14 protein-coding genes are annotated in these 14,258 nt (G+C 62.0%); 9 read left to right on the top strand and 5 right to left on the bottom strand.

The genetic code is table 11. The annotated features are described in order from the left end of the window. Window positions 1-82: 82 nt before the first annotated feature. Genes QP999_RS04245 through QP999_RS04235 form a run of 3 tightly spaced genes read left to right on the top strand, consistent with a single transcriptional unit; the run spans window position 83 to window position 2,603 of the window. Window positions 83-1,078 carry an ABC transporter permease gene (locus tag QP999_RS04245; protein ID WP_070524189.1) on the top strand — a complete coding sequence of 332 codons (996 nt, stop codon included), beginning with the start codon at window positions 83-85 and terminating at the stop codon, window positions 1,076-1,078. Beyond that, window positions 1,078-1,725: an ABC transporter ATP-binding protein gene (locus QP999_RS04240; RefSeq protein WP_070745199.1), complete on the top strand. Its 648-nt coding sequence runs from the start codon at window positions 1,078-1,080 to the stop codon at window positions 1,723-1,725. The genes QP999_RS04245 and QP999_RS04240 overlap by 1 nt, the downstream gene beginning before the upstream one ends. Window positions 1,726-1,778: 53 nt before the next feature. After that, window positions 1,779-2,603, top strand: a complete 825-nt coding sequence (locus QP999_RS04235) for a YwaF family protein (protein ID WP_070524193.1) — start codon at window positions 1,779-1,781, stop codon at window positions 2,601-2,603. A gap of 161 nt (window positions 2,604-2,764) precedes the next feature. On the opposite strand, the gene QP999_RS04230 is transcribed toward QP999_RS04235, so the two are convergent. Together QP999_RS04230 and QP999_RS04225 are read right to left on the bottom strand one after the other, a co-directional pair. Further along, window positions 2,765-4,378: an NAD(P)H-hydrate epimerase gene (locus tag QP999_RS04230; protein ID WP_284847746.1), complete on the bottom strand. Its 1,614-nt coding sequence runs from the start codon at window positions 4,376-4,378 to the stop codon at window positions 2,765-2,767. 10 nt (window positions 4,379-4,388) lie between these two features. Further along, entirely contained in the window at window positions 4,389-5,204 is an 816-nt protein-coding gene (locus QP999_RS04225; RefSeq protein ID WP_284847745.1) for an Fpg/Nei family DNA glycosylase, read from the bottom strand. A 78-nt stretch (window positions 5,205-5,282) separates the two neighbouring features. On the opposite strand from QP999_RS04225, the gene QP999_RS04220 reads away from it, so the two are divergent. Further along, window positions 5,283-6,779 carry a DUF1846 domain-containing protein gene (locus QP999_RS04220; RefSeq protein ID WP_070524200.1) on the top strand — a complete coding sequence of 499 codons (1,497 nt, stop codon included), beginning with the start codon at window positions 5,283-5,285 and terminating at the stop codon, window positions 6,777-6,779. 53 nt (window positions 6,780-6,832) lie between these two features. Continuing rightward, entirely contained in the window at window positions 6,833-7,762 is a 930-nt protein-coding gene (gene trhO, locus QP999_RS04215) for an oxygen-dependent tRNA uridine(34) hydroxylase TrhO (protein WP_284847744.1), read from the top strand. Here the strand turns inward: trhO and QP999_RS04210 are convergent. From QP999_RS04210 to QP999_RS04200, 3 genes are all read right to left on the bottom strand, one after another. Beyond that, window positions 7,759-8,241: a hypothetical protein gene (locus QP999_RS04210; RefSeq protein ID WP_070561807.1), complete on the bottom strand. Its 483-nt coding sequence runs from the start codon at window positions 8,239-8,241 to the stop codon at window positions 7,759-7,761. The genes trhO and QP999_RS04210 overlap by 4 nt on opposite strands. Before the next feature lie 11 nt (window positions 8,242-8,252). After that, on the bottom strand, window positions 8,253-9,236 hold the full coding sequence (locus QP999_RS04205) for a universal stress protein (RefSeq protein WP_284847743.1): 984 nt from the start codon (window positions 9,234-9,236) through the stop codon (window positions 8,253-8,255). Between the two features lie 84 nt (window positions 9,237-9,320). Next, window positions 9,321-9,800 (bottom strand): MarR family winged helix-turn-helix transcriptional regulator, encoded by a 480-nt coding sequence (locus tag QP999_RS04200; RefSeq protein WP_070524207.1) that lies wholly within the window; start codon window positions 9,798-9,800, stop codon window positions 9,321-9,323. A gap of 170 nt (window positions 9,801-9,970) precedes the next feature. On the opposite strand from QP999_RS04200, the gene QP999_RS04195 reads away from it, so the two are divergent. From QP999_RS04195 to QP999_RS04180, 4 genes are all read left to right on the top strand, one after another. Next, window positions 9,971-10,330, top strand: coding sequence for a DUF5318 family protein (locus tag QP999_RS04195; RefSeq protein ID WP_143335008.1), 360 nt, complete (start codon window positions 9,971-9,973; stop codon window positions 10,328-10,330). 76 nt (window positions 10,331-10,406) lie between these two features. Then, entirely contained in the window at window positions 10,407-12,635 is a 2,229-nt protein-coding gene (locus QP999_RS04190; protein ID WP_284847742.1) for a transglycosylase domain-containing protein, read from the top strand. Window positions 12,636-12,697: 62 nt separating this feature from the next. Continuing rightward, a complete protein-coding gene (locus QP999_RS04185) occupies window positions 12,698-14,053 on the top strand; it encodes a glycosyltransferase family 87 protein (protein ID WP_284847843.1) in 1,356 nt (451 codons plus the stop codon). Further along, window positions 14,050-14,232 carry a hypothetical protein gene (locus tag QP999_RS04180; RefSeq protein ID WP_070524214.1) on the top strand — a complete coding sequence of 61 codons (183 nt, stop codon included), beginning with the start codon at window positions 14,050-14,052 and terminating at the stop codon, window positions 14,230-14,232. The genes QP999_RS04185 and QP999_RS04180 overlap by 4 nt, the downstream gene beginning before the upstream one ends. Window positions 14,233-14,258 lie beyond the last annotated feature (26 nt).

Genomic DNA, 14,258 nt, shown 5'->3' with positions numbered 1-14,258 from the left:
GCGCGAATCAACCAACTGGTTGAGTAGAGGTTCAACTGGCTACCCGATTACTTTCGGCGTCCGCACACGCAGGATAAATAGTATGTTCCTGGCATTGAGAGAGATAGTCACCGCCCGCGGTCGGTTCTTCCTGATCGGCGGCGTCGTGGCTCTAATTACGTTGTTGCTCGTTATGTTGTCCGGCCTGACCCAAGGCCTGTCCAAGCAAAATACCTCCGCGCTTGAGGCACTCGGGGAGCAGAATCCTTATGTGACCTTCTCGACGGAAGATCCCTCCTTTACCGAGTCGGAGATCTTCGCCGAGGATGTCCCCGCTTCTGGTATTCCGCTGGGTACCTCCCAAACCAAGCTGGAGGGCCACGGCGGCGTGGCGGTTATCGGTTTGCCCGCCGGCACCCAGATCCCCGGCTCCAGCACCGTGATTCCGGAGGAAGGCATGGTCTTGAGCCAATCCATCGACGAGGCCCTGAACGCGCCGTCCCGGGGCACCCTCGGCGGCGTGGACCTGGACGTGAACGCGGTGGTTGAGGATGAGTATTACTCCCACTCCCCGGTGGTGTGGGTCGCTACCGAAACCTGGCAGAAGGTCTCCCATTCCCCCGAGGACATGGTGGGCGTGGCCGTGCTTTCCCAGGAGCCGACCGACACCTCCGTGTCCATGGGCAAGGCCCTGTCCGGCCTGCCGGCCTATAGCTCGGAGCGCGGTTCCCTGCTGACCATGCAGGCCTTCCTCTACGGTATCTCCGCGCTGGTCACCATCGCCTTCCTGAGCATCTGGACCATCCAGCGCACCCGTGACCTGTCCATCCTGCGCGCCCTTGGTGCCAGCGTGAAGTACCTGCTCAAGGACGCTATCGCTCAGGCAGCCATCATCTTGGCGATTGGCGTTGGGGTGGGCGCGCTCGTCGGCTGGCTGCTGGGCCTTGCCGCCCAAGGTGCCGTGCCCTTCGAGGTCTCCGCCATGACCGTCATCGTCCCCGCACTCGGCATCTGGCTGCTCGGCATCGCCGGTGCCTTCCTGGCCACCCGCCGCGTTTCCAAGATCAACCCGCTCGACGCCCTAGGAGGCAACGCCTAATGACTACCACCGTTACTCCCGCCCTGTCACTGCGCGACATCGTGGTGACCTACCCCGACGGCCAGTCCCGCACAACTGCGCTCGACGGCGTGAGCCTAGACGTTAAGCCCGGCGGGCTCACCGCCGTGATTGGTGAGTCCGGTTCCGGTAAATCCACCCTGCTCTCCGTGGCCGCTGGACTTATCGAGCCGGACTCCGGATCCGTTGAGATGCACGGCACCCGCGGGCTCATCTTCCAGCAAGCCAACCTGTTGGCAGCCCTGACTGCGCGCGAGCAGCTGCTCATCATTGACCACATGGAGGGCCGCAAGCCCCGCGGTGACCGGGCTGACGAGCTGCTCAGCTTCGTGGGCTTGGAGGGCTTTGGCAACCGCCGCATGAACCAGCTCTCCGGTGGGCAGCGCCAACGCGTCAACATTGCGCGTGCGCTCATGGGCCAGCCTTCCGTGCTGCTTGCTGATGAGCCAACCTCCGCCTTGGACTCCAAGCTCTCCCGCGAGATTGCCAAGTTGCTACGTGGTGTCACCGATGACTTCGATACCGCAACTCTGTTCATCACGCACGACCGCAGCCTGCTCGACTATGCCGACAACGTGGTCGAGGTCAAGGATGGAAAGCTCTCCGAATATTCCGAGCTAGCCGCGTAAGAACCCGCTCATCTCTCACATGTTCATACAAAGGGGTAAATTAATACCCCGTTATGATTCGACCCCGCAAACCCCGAGTAAGCCCGACTGACTACCCGCGCATGCAGCAGTGGACCGCATTGCATGCGCTTATGTTGAGCATCACCGTGGTGGCCTGCGGGGTCTTTATCGTCGCTGCCCGCAGAATCAAGGGAACCTCCCGCGAGACCTTCATCCGCCGGATGGTGGGCTGGGCCTTGCTGGTGGCGGGTACTGCGTGGACGGTTATCTCCCTGGATCCGAAGCAATTCGATATCCGCGAGTCTTTGCCTTTGCATCTGTGCGATGTGCTGCGCCCTATCCTGGCGCTGGGGCTCATTACCGGCAACGAACATGCCCTGACCTTGACCTACTTCTGGGGCATCATCCTCAACCCGCAGGCCATCATTACCCCGGATGTCATCTACTACTTCTCCCCGCGCTGGCTGCGGTTTGGTACCTATTGGTTCTTCCACATCGTGGCCCTTGCTGTTCCGCTAGCGCTGACCTTTGGTTTGGGCTACCGGCCGACGTGGAAGGGCTATCGCTTCGCCGTGAAGGTCACCCCTGTATGGATGGCCACCGCCATGGCGGTCAATGCGAAGACCGACGGCAATTATGGCTTCCTTAACCACGCGCCGGGAAGCCCCTCTATCATCAACCTGCTGGGACCCTGGCCCGGCTACATCGCGGCAGAGACTCTCGCCGTCGCAGCAGCATGGGCGGGGATGACGTGGCCCTGGGAGAACACTTCGCTGCGCCGCGGCACGGTGGCGGTGGGGCCACGCGGGCTCATGCGCAAGTCCGTCGGTACCGCGTCCGGGATCCTGCGCCGGGCCACGGTACGTTTTCGTAAATAGTGGCCCGCGAACCGCGAAATTCGAGGGCTTCGTTGCGAAAACGTACCCACACGGTGGTGGCTAGGTACGGATCGATCAAATAAGGTCCCAGATCTTCGAATTTCTGGGGTGCTATTTGATCGAAACGTACCTTGCTGCGGAGCTAGCGCCGGGCCACGGAGCTAGCGTTGCGCGTTGAGGAGCCGCGCAATGGCTTGCGGGATGGCTGCCGCGATCTGGGACGCAGAACAGGGTGCGAAGCCCTCGGGGGTCTCGGCCGCGATGGCCGCCGCGTGTGCGTGGATAGCGCCGGCGTGGAGGACCTCGGTGATGGTTCGGGCGGTGGTCGCGGCGGCGGTTTCGGTGGAGGTTTCGGCGAAGAGCTGGGCCATGACCGCGCCGAGGATGCCGGAGAGCACGTCCCCGGAGCCCGGGGTCGCGGCAAAAGAGTGACCGGCATTGAAGGAATAGAGCGGCTGGCCCGGGGCGGTAATTCGGGTGAGACGGCCTTTGAGCAGGATGATGCTGTCCAACTCTTCGGCTAGCTCGTGGAGGGCAGCGCCCCACCCAGCAGACGCATCGGGCGTAGAGCTGAAGGCGGCCTCGTAGAGGCGGCTGAACTCGCCTTCATGCGGGGTGAGGATGGTCATCGGGTGCTCGGTAGCTTTCTGGCGCAGGGAGGTGTTGCGCGCCAAAAGTGTCAGGGCGTCGGCATCGAGAACGGTGGGCAGGTCCTGCGCTAGCACCTTGCGCAGTTCGGTGGCCACCGCTGCATCGGTACCGCGGCCGGGACCCACGACCCAGGCCTGGGCCTGACCGGCGGAGGACACATCGGGATGGCAGACCAGCTCGGGCAGAAGAGAAGTGATCGAGTTATCGCCGATGAACCGCACCATCGAGGGCGTGGCGCGCACCGCCGCGGTAGCGCAGAGGATTCCCGCACCCGGGTAGGTGCCGCTTCCGGCGGCCAGGGCAACGACGCCGCCGGAGTACTTATCGGAGCGCGCGCTCGGTGTGGGATCAACGATGGGGCCAGTGCAGCCAACTGGCCAGGGGCGGGAAGCGCGCCCGCCCGGCAGATCGAGTTCGCCCGATTGCCACGCAAAGGGCGTCGGCACGGAGGGCTCGTGGGCGATGAATGCCGCTGGTTCATCGAGTTCGGCGAGGGTCTCAGCGAAAGAAGGTGCGCCGGGCAAGAAGAGATCGGAGACCACAACCTGCCCGCATTCGGCGGCCAGCGCGTGGCCGAGGCGTGGCGAGCCAAAGGTGACGGTGACGTCGGCGTGGACGGCATCCGCGGCGCACACTCCCGTGTCGGCATCGACGCCGGTAGGAATATCGACGGCTAAGACAGCAGCCCCGGCAGCGGTGGCTTCGCGGTAGAGCGAAAGCGCGGTGCCGGTTAAACCCCGTGCGGATCCGAGGCCGGCGATTGCGTCGATAAGCAGCGCGCTTCCTAAGGGCGCGCTGCCGTTAGGCAGCGCGTCGGAAGGAAGGACCGTGCCACCGGCGGCACGGAACGCGGCGAGGGCCTCCTCGTGGCAGCGGTCCGGCACCAGAGCGTGGACCGTAACCCCGCGTGAGGCCAGCTCCGCCCCGGCAAAAAGCCCGTCCCCGCCGTTGCCGCCGGAACCAGCGAGTATGAGCACCGCGCCGGGGCGAGCCTCCAGCATCACTGAAGCAGCGTCTGCCACCGCCGCGGCGGCCAGCTTCATGAGCTGATCCTCATGAGACTGCTGTTCCAGCAGGTGCTTTTCAGCGGCACGGACAGTGGCAACGGTATAAGCGGGGCGCATAACCCACACCCTAGCGCGCGGGTTGGCAGGTAGGGCACCAGAAGAGGTTGCGGCCCTGCATGACCTGCTCCCGGATTTCGGTGCCGCACACATGGCACGGCAGCCCGGCGCGGCGGTAGACATAGACCTCGCCGCCGTGGTCATCTTTGCGCGGCTCGCGGCCCATGGCCTCCGGTGTGTGCGCGGGACGGACCGTGTCGATGCGGCCGTGCTCGACGCCATAGTCCATGAGCTCCACCAGGTCCGACCAGATGGCATCGAACTCCGCGTGGTCGAGCTGCGTGCCCGGGATGAAGGGGGAGAGCCCTTGGCGGAACAGCACCTCCGCGCGGTAGATATTGCCCACACCAGCAAAGAGGCCTTGGTCCATGAGCATCGCGCCGATGCTGCGCCGCGAGGCATGCACGCGGGCCCACAGCGCATCAGAGTCGGCATCTGTGCGGAGCGGATCCTGGCCCACCTTCGCCACCTTGGCCTGGTATTCCTCCTCCGTAATGAGCGTGCAGAACTGCGGGCCGCGCAGGTTCGCGGCCGTCGTTCCGTTATCGATGCGCAGCCGGATTTGCCCCCACACATCAGCGGAAGGCTCAAAGCGCAGGGACCCAATGAGCCCCAAATGGATGTAAATCACGTGGCGCGGGTTATCCGCATCGAAGTGGAGGAAGAGGTGCTTGCCAAAAGCTTCGGCGAGGGAGAGGGGTGAGGCGTCGACAAGCGCGGCCTCCGCAGCAAACCTGCCCTGGGGGCTGCTCACAGCCAGCGGCGCGCCGCGAAAGTCCGCATTGAGTGTCCGAGCAAGGCGGTGAATAACGTGTCCCTCAGGCATGTCAGGAAGTCTACGCGGGGGCAGTGCTGCTGTAGACTTTCCGGGTACTACCCGTTGAACGGAAGGGCCATAAATACTATGGGGCGCGCAATCGGTTTTGACCGTGAAAAATACATTGAGCTGCAGTCGGAGCACATCAACGCTCGACGCAAAGAAATCGGCGGGAAGCTTTACCTGGAAATGGGTGGCAAGCTTTTCGATGACATGCATGCCTCCCGCGTGCTGCCCGGTTTCACCCCGGATAACAAGATTGCGATGCTTGAGCGCATCAAAGATGACGTAGAAATCCTCGTCTGCATCAACGCAAAGGACATCGAGCGCCAGAAGATGCGCGGTGACCTGGGGATCCTCTACGAAGACGATGTGCTGCGGCTTGTCGACGTCTTCCGGGGCCGCGGCTTCCTTGTCAATAACATCGTCATGACGCAGCTCGAGGACGGCAACAGCCAGGCGGAGGCCTTCATCGAGCGCCTCGAGCGCCTGGGGCTGACGGTGGCGCGCCACCGCGTCATCCCGGGCTACCCCGCCAACATCGACCTCATCGTCTCCGAGGAGGGGTTGGGCAAGAATGACTACGTGGAGACCACCCGTGACCTCGTGGTGGTCACCGCACCGGGGCCGGGCTCCGGCAAGCTGGCTACCGCGCTGTCGCAGGTCTACCACGAGAACGTGCGCGGTGTGCAGGCGGGCTACGCCAAGTTCGAGACCTTCCCCATCTGGAACCTCCCGCTGGATCACCCGGTGAACCTGGCCTACGAGGCCGCCACGGTGGACCTCAACGACGCCAACGTCATCGACCACTTCCACCTCTCCGCGCACGGCGAGTCCACGGTGAACTACAACCGCGACGTCGAGGCCTTCCCGCTGCTGAAGTCCCTGCTTGAGCGCCTGACCGGCACCGTTCCCTACCAGTCCCCGACGGACATGGGCGTGAACATGGTGGGCTTCTGTATCACCGACGACGAGGTCTGCCGCGAGGCCTCCCGACAGGAAATCATCCGTCGCTACTTCAAGACTTTGGTGGAGGAGGCCCGCAACGGCCTCGACTCCACGCAGTCCGAGCGCGCCGCCGTGGTCATGGCGAAGGCCGGCATCAAGTCCACCGACCGCCCGGTGGTGCTCCCGGCACGTCAGAAGGCGGAGGAGACCGACGGCCCGGCGTCCGCGCTGCAGCTTCACGACGGCACCATCATCACCGGCCGCACCTCCCCACTCCTGGGCTGCTCGGCGGCCACCTTGCTCAATGCGCTCAAGCACCTGGCGGGCATCGACGATGACCTGCACCTGCTCTCGCCGGAATCCATCGAGCCGATCCAGACGCTGAAGACCAAGCACTTGGGCTCGCAGAACCCGCGCCTGCACACCGACGAGGTGCTCATCGCACTCTCTGTCTCCGCGGCCAAGGACGAGAACGCCCGCCGCGCGCTCGACGCGCTGAAGGAACTCGAGGGCTGCGATGTCCACACCACCACCATCTTGGGTTCCGTGGATGAGGGCATCTTCCGCAACCTAGGTGTCCTGGTGACCTCCGATCCGGTCTTTGCCCGCAAGAGCGCGCTGTACCAGAAGCGCTAAGACTCCACCGAAAAATTGGGGATCTTGCCATTAGCAGGCCTAGACTTGCGGGCGTGACTATTGGCAAGATTCTCCTCTACTACTGCTTTACTCCCATTGAGGACCCCACCGCGATCATGCTGTGGCAGCGTAACCTCTGCGAGAAGCTCGGGCTGAAGGGCCGCATCCTCATTTCGGAGCACGGCATCAACGGCACCGTGGGCGGGGACATGGAGGCCTGCAAGCGCTACGTGCGCGAAACCCGCGAGTACCCGGGCTTCAAGAAGATGGAGTTCAAGTGGTCCGAGGGCGGTGCGGAGGATTTCCCGCGCCTCTCGGTTAAGGTGCGCGATGAGATCGTGGCCTTCGGCGCGCCGGGTGAGCTCAAGGTGGATGAGAACGGCGTCATCGGCGGCGGCGTTCACCTCAAACCCGAAGAGGTCAACAAGCTAGTAGCAGAGCGCGGCGAGGAGGTCGTCTTCTTCGACGGGCGCAATGCCATGGAGGCGGAAATCGGCAAGTTCAAGAATGCCGTGGTGCCGGACGTGCGCACGACGCATGACTTCATCGCCGAAATCGAGTCCGGAAAGTACGACTGGATGAAGGACAAGCCCGTGGTCTCCTACTGCACGGGCGGCATCCGCTGCGAAATCCTCTCAGCGTTGATGAAGAACAGAGGCTTCAACGAGGTCTATCAAATCGACGGCGGCATTGTGCGCTACGGCGAAAAGTACGGCAACGATGGCCTGTGGGAAGGCTCGATGTACGTCTTTGACAAGCGCATGCACCACGAGTTTGGCCAGGGCCTAGAGGATCCGGGCTTCATTCAGCTCGGCCACTGCGTGCATTGCGGGGCGGGAACCAACACGTTCCATAACTGCATTAATGAGGACACGTGCCGTAAGCAGGTGCTCATCTGCGATGACTGCATCCAGCATGTGGAAACACAGCACTGTGGGCGGCCGGATTGCGCCGAGGTGGCAGCTGCCCAGGCGCAGGGCTAGTTTTCGATAACCGGGGCGAGCAGGATCTGGATATCGTTGATGCACCAGATCATGAAGTTGCCGGCCATGACCCAGAAGATGGCCATCCAACCGCGCCAGCGCACATAGGCCTTGAGCTTGCGCACCATGATGACGGCGCAGCCAATCATGCCGATGAAGGGGATGATTAGCGTCGTCGTGGCGAACACGGTGCGCTGGGTCCTCGTGCAGAGCCAGGCGGCATACTCGGCGCGGAGGCAGTCGGTCGTGGTTCCGGCGACTTTAAAGATGCCCGCGAGGAGAAGCGCATAGAGCGCTGAGCCGATAAGGATGGCAATCATAAACCACAGAGCTTGGCGCGAGGAGCGGCGGTTGGCTTCGGCGACGGCGAGGGGATCGGGTTCGTCGGCAAGCTCGTCAAATGTGCGGGGCTCGGGGCGAGGCAGGTTCGTATAGTCCGCGTCGGACGTGAGATCGTTTTCGGGGTGCTCAGCTGCCATGGTGTGCCAGTCTAACGCGCTTGGGCCGTGTAGGTGCTGGGGCAGACCAGCACGGGCACGCCTAGGTGCGGAAGCAGCTCGGTGGCGGTGCTGCCGATGAAGACGCGCTCGATGGGGCCCATGGGGTCGGAGCCTAAGCAGAGGAGGTCGCCCTTCTTCCACTTCAGCGAGTCCACTGCGCCGGACCAGCCATGGCCGCTGCCGATGGCCGTCGTGACCGAAAGCTCGGGGTAGGCATCCGCGATGAAATCGTGTGCCCGGTCCAACAACGAAAGCGAATGCTCGCGCCAATTGGGGGCATCGGAAGGAAAGGTGGGGGAGTATTCGAGGGGGACGTCGACAAGCCCCTTGGCTGAAAACGCCAGGATGCGCAGGGGGATACCGCCGCGCTGCGCAATGCAGGCCGCATGCATGAGAGCGGGATCATCGGCGCTGCCAAGATCGGTGAAAGCAAAATTAATGCGGGTGATGCCGTGCTTAGACAGCTTGATGCCGCGCGGAGTCAAGCCCACCGGGAGTGGCGCATAATGCAAAAGCGCATCGGCGGTAGAGCCCGAGAAGAAACGGCCCTTGGGTGCGGATTGGTTTGCGCCGAGGAGGATGACGCTCGCGTTAAATTCCTTGGCCGCCTCCTCCAAGAGCTGTGGGCGCGAGGGCCCTGCGATGAGAACGGAGACGTTCTTATCGAGCTGGGACTTGTCTACCCCAGCCGCGTTCAATGCCTGTTTGACGGCCCGCTCGCAGGCGGCGCGTTCCTTCTTGAACCACTTTTTATAGGAACCGGTGAGCTTGCTGAGCGACGTCACGGTGAGTGGTTGCGAAATAGTAGATACCACGCGGATCTGAACGGGCGTGGAACGCGCGATCCACGCGGCAAACTCGATAGCTTCCGTGCCGGTGGAGCTGGGGCTCCACGAAACAAGGACGCGGAGCGGAGGGACCGTGGCGTCTGGGGAGCACTGTCCTTCCGCGGGGTGTGAAGAATTCTTAGCCATTCATCAAAAGGTTCGGGGTCGTTTTATTCATTATCGGCCCTTCACGCCTTAAAATAAAAATCCGCTCTACCGGCGCTTTTTGGTCTATTTTCCTTCCATGATTGGCCGGTAGACATCGGCCAGTTTGGAGATCAGGTTAACCAGGGAGTTGGCATCCTTGATGTCGTCCGGATCGAGCCAACGCAGGATCTCCGCCAAAGCCGCCGCACGCTGGCGAGAGACGATGGTCAGCTCGGATTCACCGAGCTGGGTAAGGGCGACGAGGACACCGCGGCGGTCCTTCTCGTCGCGGTGGCGTTCCACGAAACCTTGGCGTTCCAATTGGTACAGCGCATTGGAGGCGGTAGGCATCCGGATGAGCTCTGCCTGGGCGATGGTGCTCACGCGTGAAGGGCCGCGCATGCGCAGCTGGTTCATGATGGAGACCTGCGACGTGGTGAGGGATGTGCCCTCTGTCGTGCGCTGGAAAATGAGCATAAGTTTGTTGAGCGCGGGCTGGATCTGGCGGGCGACTTCCAGGGCATCCTCGTAAGGGATGGGGGATTCGATAGTTTCTTCACTCATGGAAAATAAGTGTAGCTAGTAATTTCGCGGAGCGGTAGTTAGCCGATTAAAAAATTTGGTTTCCCACCGCGAAGCACTATGAAAGGGCCTAGATTGTTGACGCCGCCGGCACTACACTGTCCGGCGTGAATTCTCCGTCAAAGGCAGAGTCTGCAAAGACAAGGCCAGAAGTGGCCTACCGCAACGAAGTCTCTTATGAATGGGAGCGTGCACAGCATCTGCGCGAGCTTCGCGCGGGAAAGGTGACGCGGGAAGAGCTATGTGATGCCGACTTTCTCCTTCGCGCGGCGGCGGAACACCATGGCGTCGACATGTGCAAGCCGTGCCCAGTGTGCGGTTCAGACATGCGGCTGACCCGTTGGGTTTATGGAGATGCTTTAAAACGCCGGGCGGGAAGCGCGCGGAGCGCTGCGGAAATTGCGGACATGGCCGCTGAAGGGCTGGAATTTACCGTGCATTTTGTGGAAGTGTGTCCGGCGTGCCGCTGGAATCATCTGCTTCGAGCTGCCACGGTCTATGCTCTAGGGTAGTTTTGGCTTCCCAGTTCACGCCGGTAAGCTGCATGTATTTACAGTTTTTGTACAGGATTGATGAGGACACGGATCAGTGACCGAAAAGGAAACCTCCGGGCGAAAGTCAGGTAATCGCAGGAAGAGCACCTCACAGAGCGCTCAGCGTTCGTCCGGCCGCAAGCGCCGCTGGCCGTGGATCGTGCTGGCTGTTTTGTTTGTACTAGTGGGCATTCCTGCCCTGCTCTTCGGCTACGCGTATACGCAATACGACGTCCCCGGGCCCAAGGAGCTGCAGCCGAGCCAGATCTCCACCATCGTCGCCGGCGATGGTGAAACTCAGCTGGCCAAGCTCGTTCCGCCGGAAGGCAACCGCCGTCAGGTGACGTTGGAAGAGATCCCGGATTATGTGGAGGACTCGGTCCTCGCTGCCGAGGACCGTGAGTTCTGGACCAACTCGGGCTTCTCCTTCACTGGTCTGGGCCGCGCCGTCTTGGGCAAGCTCACGGGTGATAGCACTGCCGGTGGTGGTTCCACCATCACCCAGCAATACGTGAAGAACACTCTGGTGGGTGACGAATACTCCTACGTCCGCAAGATCCGTGAGCTCATCTATTCGGTGAAGATGACCAATGAGTGGGCCAAAGAGGACATCCTGAACGCCTACCTCAACACCGTCTATTTCGGCCGCAATGCCTACGGCATCGAGGCTGCCTCCAATGCCTACTTCAATAAGGACGCCAAGGACCTCACCGTGGAGGAAGGCGCCATGCTCGCCGGCCTCATCCAGTCCCCATCGGTCTTGGATCCGTGGGTGGATGAGGAACGCTCGCAGAACCGCTGGAACTACGTCATGGATGGCCTGGTTGAGATGGGCGATCTGGATGCGGCTGAGCGGTCCCAGATGGCTTTCCCGGAGACCCGTGATCCAAGCGAATACTCCGCCTACACCGAGGCACCCGGTGCTTATGGGCACATCAAGAACCAGGTCACTGATGAACTGGCGCGTGTGGGTATTACCGAGGACCAGCTGGCCACCGGTGGCCTCAAGGTGACCACCACTATTGACATGACCGTGCAAAACGCGTCAACCGACGCCGCCCACGAGCAGCTTGGAGTGCTGCAGGAGGACGCCCGCGCCGCCGCCGTGACCATTGACCCGGCTACGGGTGCCGTGCGCGGCTACTATGGCGGCGATGATTCTGGCGGCTGGGATTATGCCAATTCCCCGCTGCAGACAGGCTCAACCTTCAAGATTATGACCCTGGCCGCAGCACTCCAGCAGGGCATCGATCTCAATACTTATTACTCCTCGGCGCCCTACCAGCTGCCAGGATCGCAGATCGTGACCAACGACGTGGGTGGCGGCTGCGGTAGCTGCTCCATCGCTGAGGCAATGAAGAAGTCTTATAACACGTCCTTCCTGCGCCTCCAGGATGACTTGGAAAACAAGACGCAGGACACCGCGGACATGGCCCACGCATTGGGCGTTGCGCGCAGCCTGCCGGGGATTGAAAAGACCCTGACAGAGAACGGCGGTACGCCGTACGAAGGCATCGTGCTGGGCCAGTACCAGTCCCGCCCCCTCGACATGGCGACCGCTATGGCTACCTTGACCAACCAGGGTGTGTGGCACCAACCGCACTTCGTGCAGAAGGTTGAAAACGCCAACGGCGAGGTTCTTTATGAGAACCCGACCGACGGCGGTGAGCGCCGTGTCTCCGCCAACGTGGCTAATAACGTTATTTCTGCGATGCAGCCAATTGCCGCATGGTCGAATGGCGCGCTAGCTGGCGGGCGCCCGTCTGCGTCTAAGACTGGTACCACCCAGCTGGGTGACACCGGTCAGAACAAAGATGCGTGGATGGTCGGTTCCACGCCGCAGCTCGCTACAGCAGTGTGGGTAGGCACGGCCGACAACACCTCCGCGATTTTCAATCAGTGGGGCGGCATCATGTACGGCTCGGACGCACCGACGAAGATCTGGAAGGCCATCTTGGATACCTCTCTGGCTAATGCTGAGCAGCAGACCTTCCCGCAGGCCTATCCGATCAACTACGGCGTCGGCAGCTGGGGTTCGGGCTATGTCTATGACCCGAGCCAGACCACGACGTGGGACCAGACCCCGGCAAGCCCGGAGGGCGAAGCCGCTGAGGGCGAGGGCGAGGCAAAACCAGAGGAAGGCCAACACCATGAGGAGGGGCATGGTGATGCCCCGGCGCAGCCGGCCCAGCCTGAGCAACCGGCTCAGCCCGCCGATCCTGAGGTCCCCTCGCTGGATGAGATTCTCAATGGAGATGGCCTCGACCAACTACTTGGCCAATAGGAGACTGATCCCTGGTGAGCCAACACACGACTTCTCAGCTAGTCCCTCTCTCTTCTGAGTCGATGGTCCGCGGCGCCGTCGACGCCCTGGGCGGGCCGACGGGGCGTTTTGCTCGCTCAGCCCACTCCGGGTGGTGGACTCCACTGCGAGTGATCATCACGCTGGCGTGGACATTCCTGGCGTTTGGGTTCTTGAGTAAGGCAACCTGTGCCGGTAGTCGCAAGGGCGAGGATGGCCTCATTAGCCTGAATTGGGACGGTAACCGTCAGTACACGTCCTTCTGCTACAACGACATCATCCCGCTCTACGGGGGCCGTGGACTAGACCAGCCGGGCTTCCCCTATGCCTATTCCTGGGTTGAGGGGGATATCACGCGCTACATGGAGTACCCGGTGTTGGCCGGCATGTTCCAGGGCGCCGTCGCTTGGCTGGCGCGCACCACGTACCCGGCCGTCGAGTGGATTGGGATTGCCGATGTCAGTTGGTACTTCGGGCTGACCGCGCTCATCATGTCCCTCGTGTGGGTAGGCACCGTGGTTATGGTTTTCCAGCTCACAGGTAACCGGGCGTGGGACACCGTCCTCATGGCAGCTAGCCCCCTCGTGGTCATGCATGCCTTTACCAATTGGGACATCCCGTCGGTGGCGTTCATGGTCGGCGCTCTGCTTGCGGTGACCAAGGGCAAGAACTGGCTCGCCGGCATTCTCATTGGGCTCGGCACGGCCTTTAAGCTGTGGCCCCTGTTTATTCTGGGTGCCTTTCTGGTGCTGGCCATCCGCAACAAGCGCTGGGCACCTTTCATCAAGATGTTCGTGGCAACTGTTGCGACGTGGCTCGTGGTGAACCTTCCCGTGGCGGTGGCCTACCCCGAAGCCTGGCGCGAATTCTTCCGGCTCAACCAAGAGCGTGGGGCGGAGTGGACCACGATCTACGCACTCCTGACTCGCGTTACGAACGTGAGCTTTGAGGCCGAATTCCTCAACACCTTCTCCCTCGTGGCCTTCCTTGTGAGCTGCGCAGCAATCGCCGTCATGGGGCTTAAAACCCCGCGTGCGCCGCGGGTGGCTGAGATGATCTACCTCATCATCATGGCCTTCCTTATCTTCAATAAGGTGTGGTCGCCGCAATACTCGCTGTGGCTCATTGTCCCGGCGCTCTTGGCGCTGCCACGGTGGCGCCTCATCTTTAGCTGGGCGCTTGCCGACGCCCTCCTCTGGCCCATCCTCACCTGGCACATGCTCGGCTCGGAGAACAAGGGCCTGCCGCACGAGATGCTGGACATCGCGGTGATCACCCGGGATGGTTTCATCATCGCCATCGGCGTGCTCATCATCCGTCAGATGTGGGGCAAGTCGGAAGACAAGGTTCGTGCCGCGCACGGTGGCAGGGATCCACTGGCGGGGGACTTTGCGCGATGACCATAACAATCGTGGGCATCATCTCCATCACGATAGGTTTCTTGTGCGTATTGGGTGCCTATTACCTGTTTCAGCGTTCTGAAGACCGAACCTGGCCCATCATGCTGGGGTTGCTGGCTCTGCTTTTCCTTACGGTGATACCTGCGAGTTCGGCAATCTTCGTCGCCGCGACTCACTAGGGGGCGGCCGAGGAGACAAGGGATTT

This window comes from Corynebacterium sp. MSK004 (assembly GCF_030232515.1).
Classification (GTDB): Bacteria; Actinomycetota; Actinomycetes; order Mycobacteriales; family Mycobacteriaceae; genus Corynebacterium; species Corynebacterium hesseae.
Note: the sequence above shows the minus strand (reverse complement) of the source record. Positions and strands in the feature narration are given on the sequence as shown.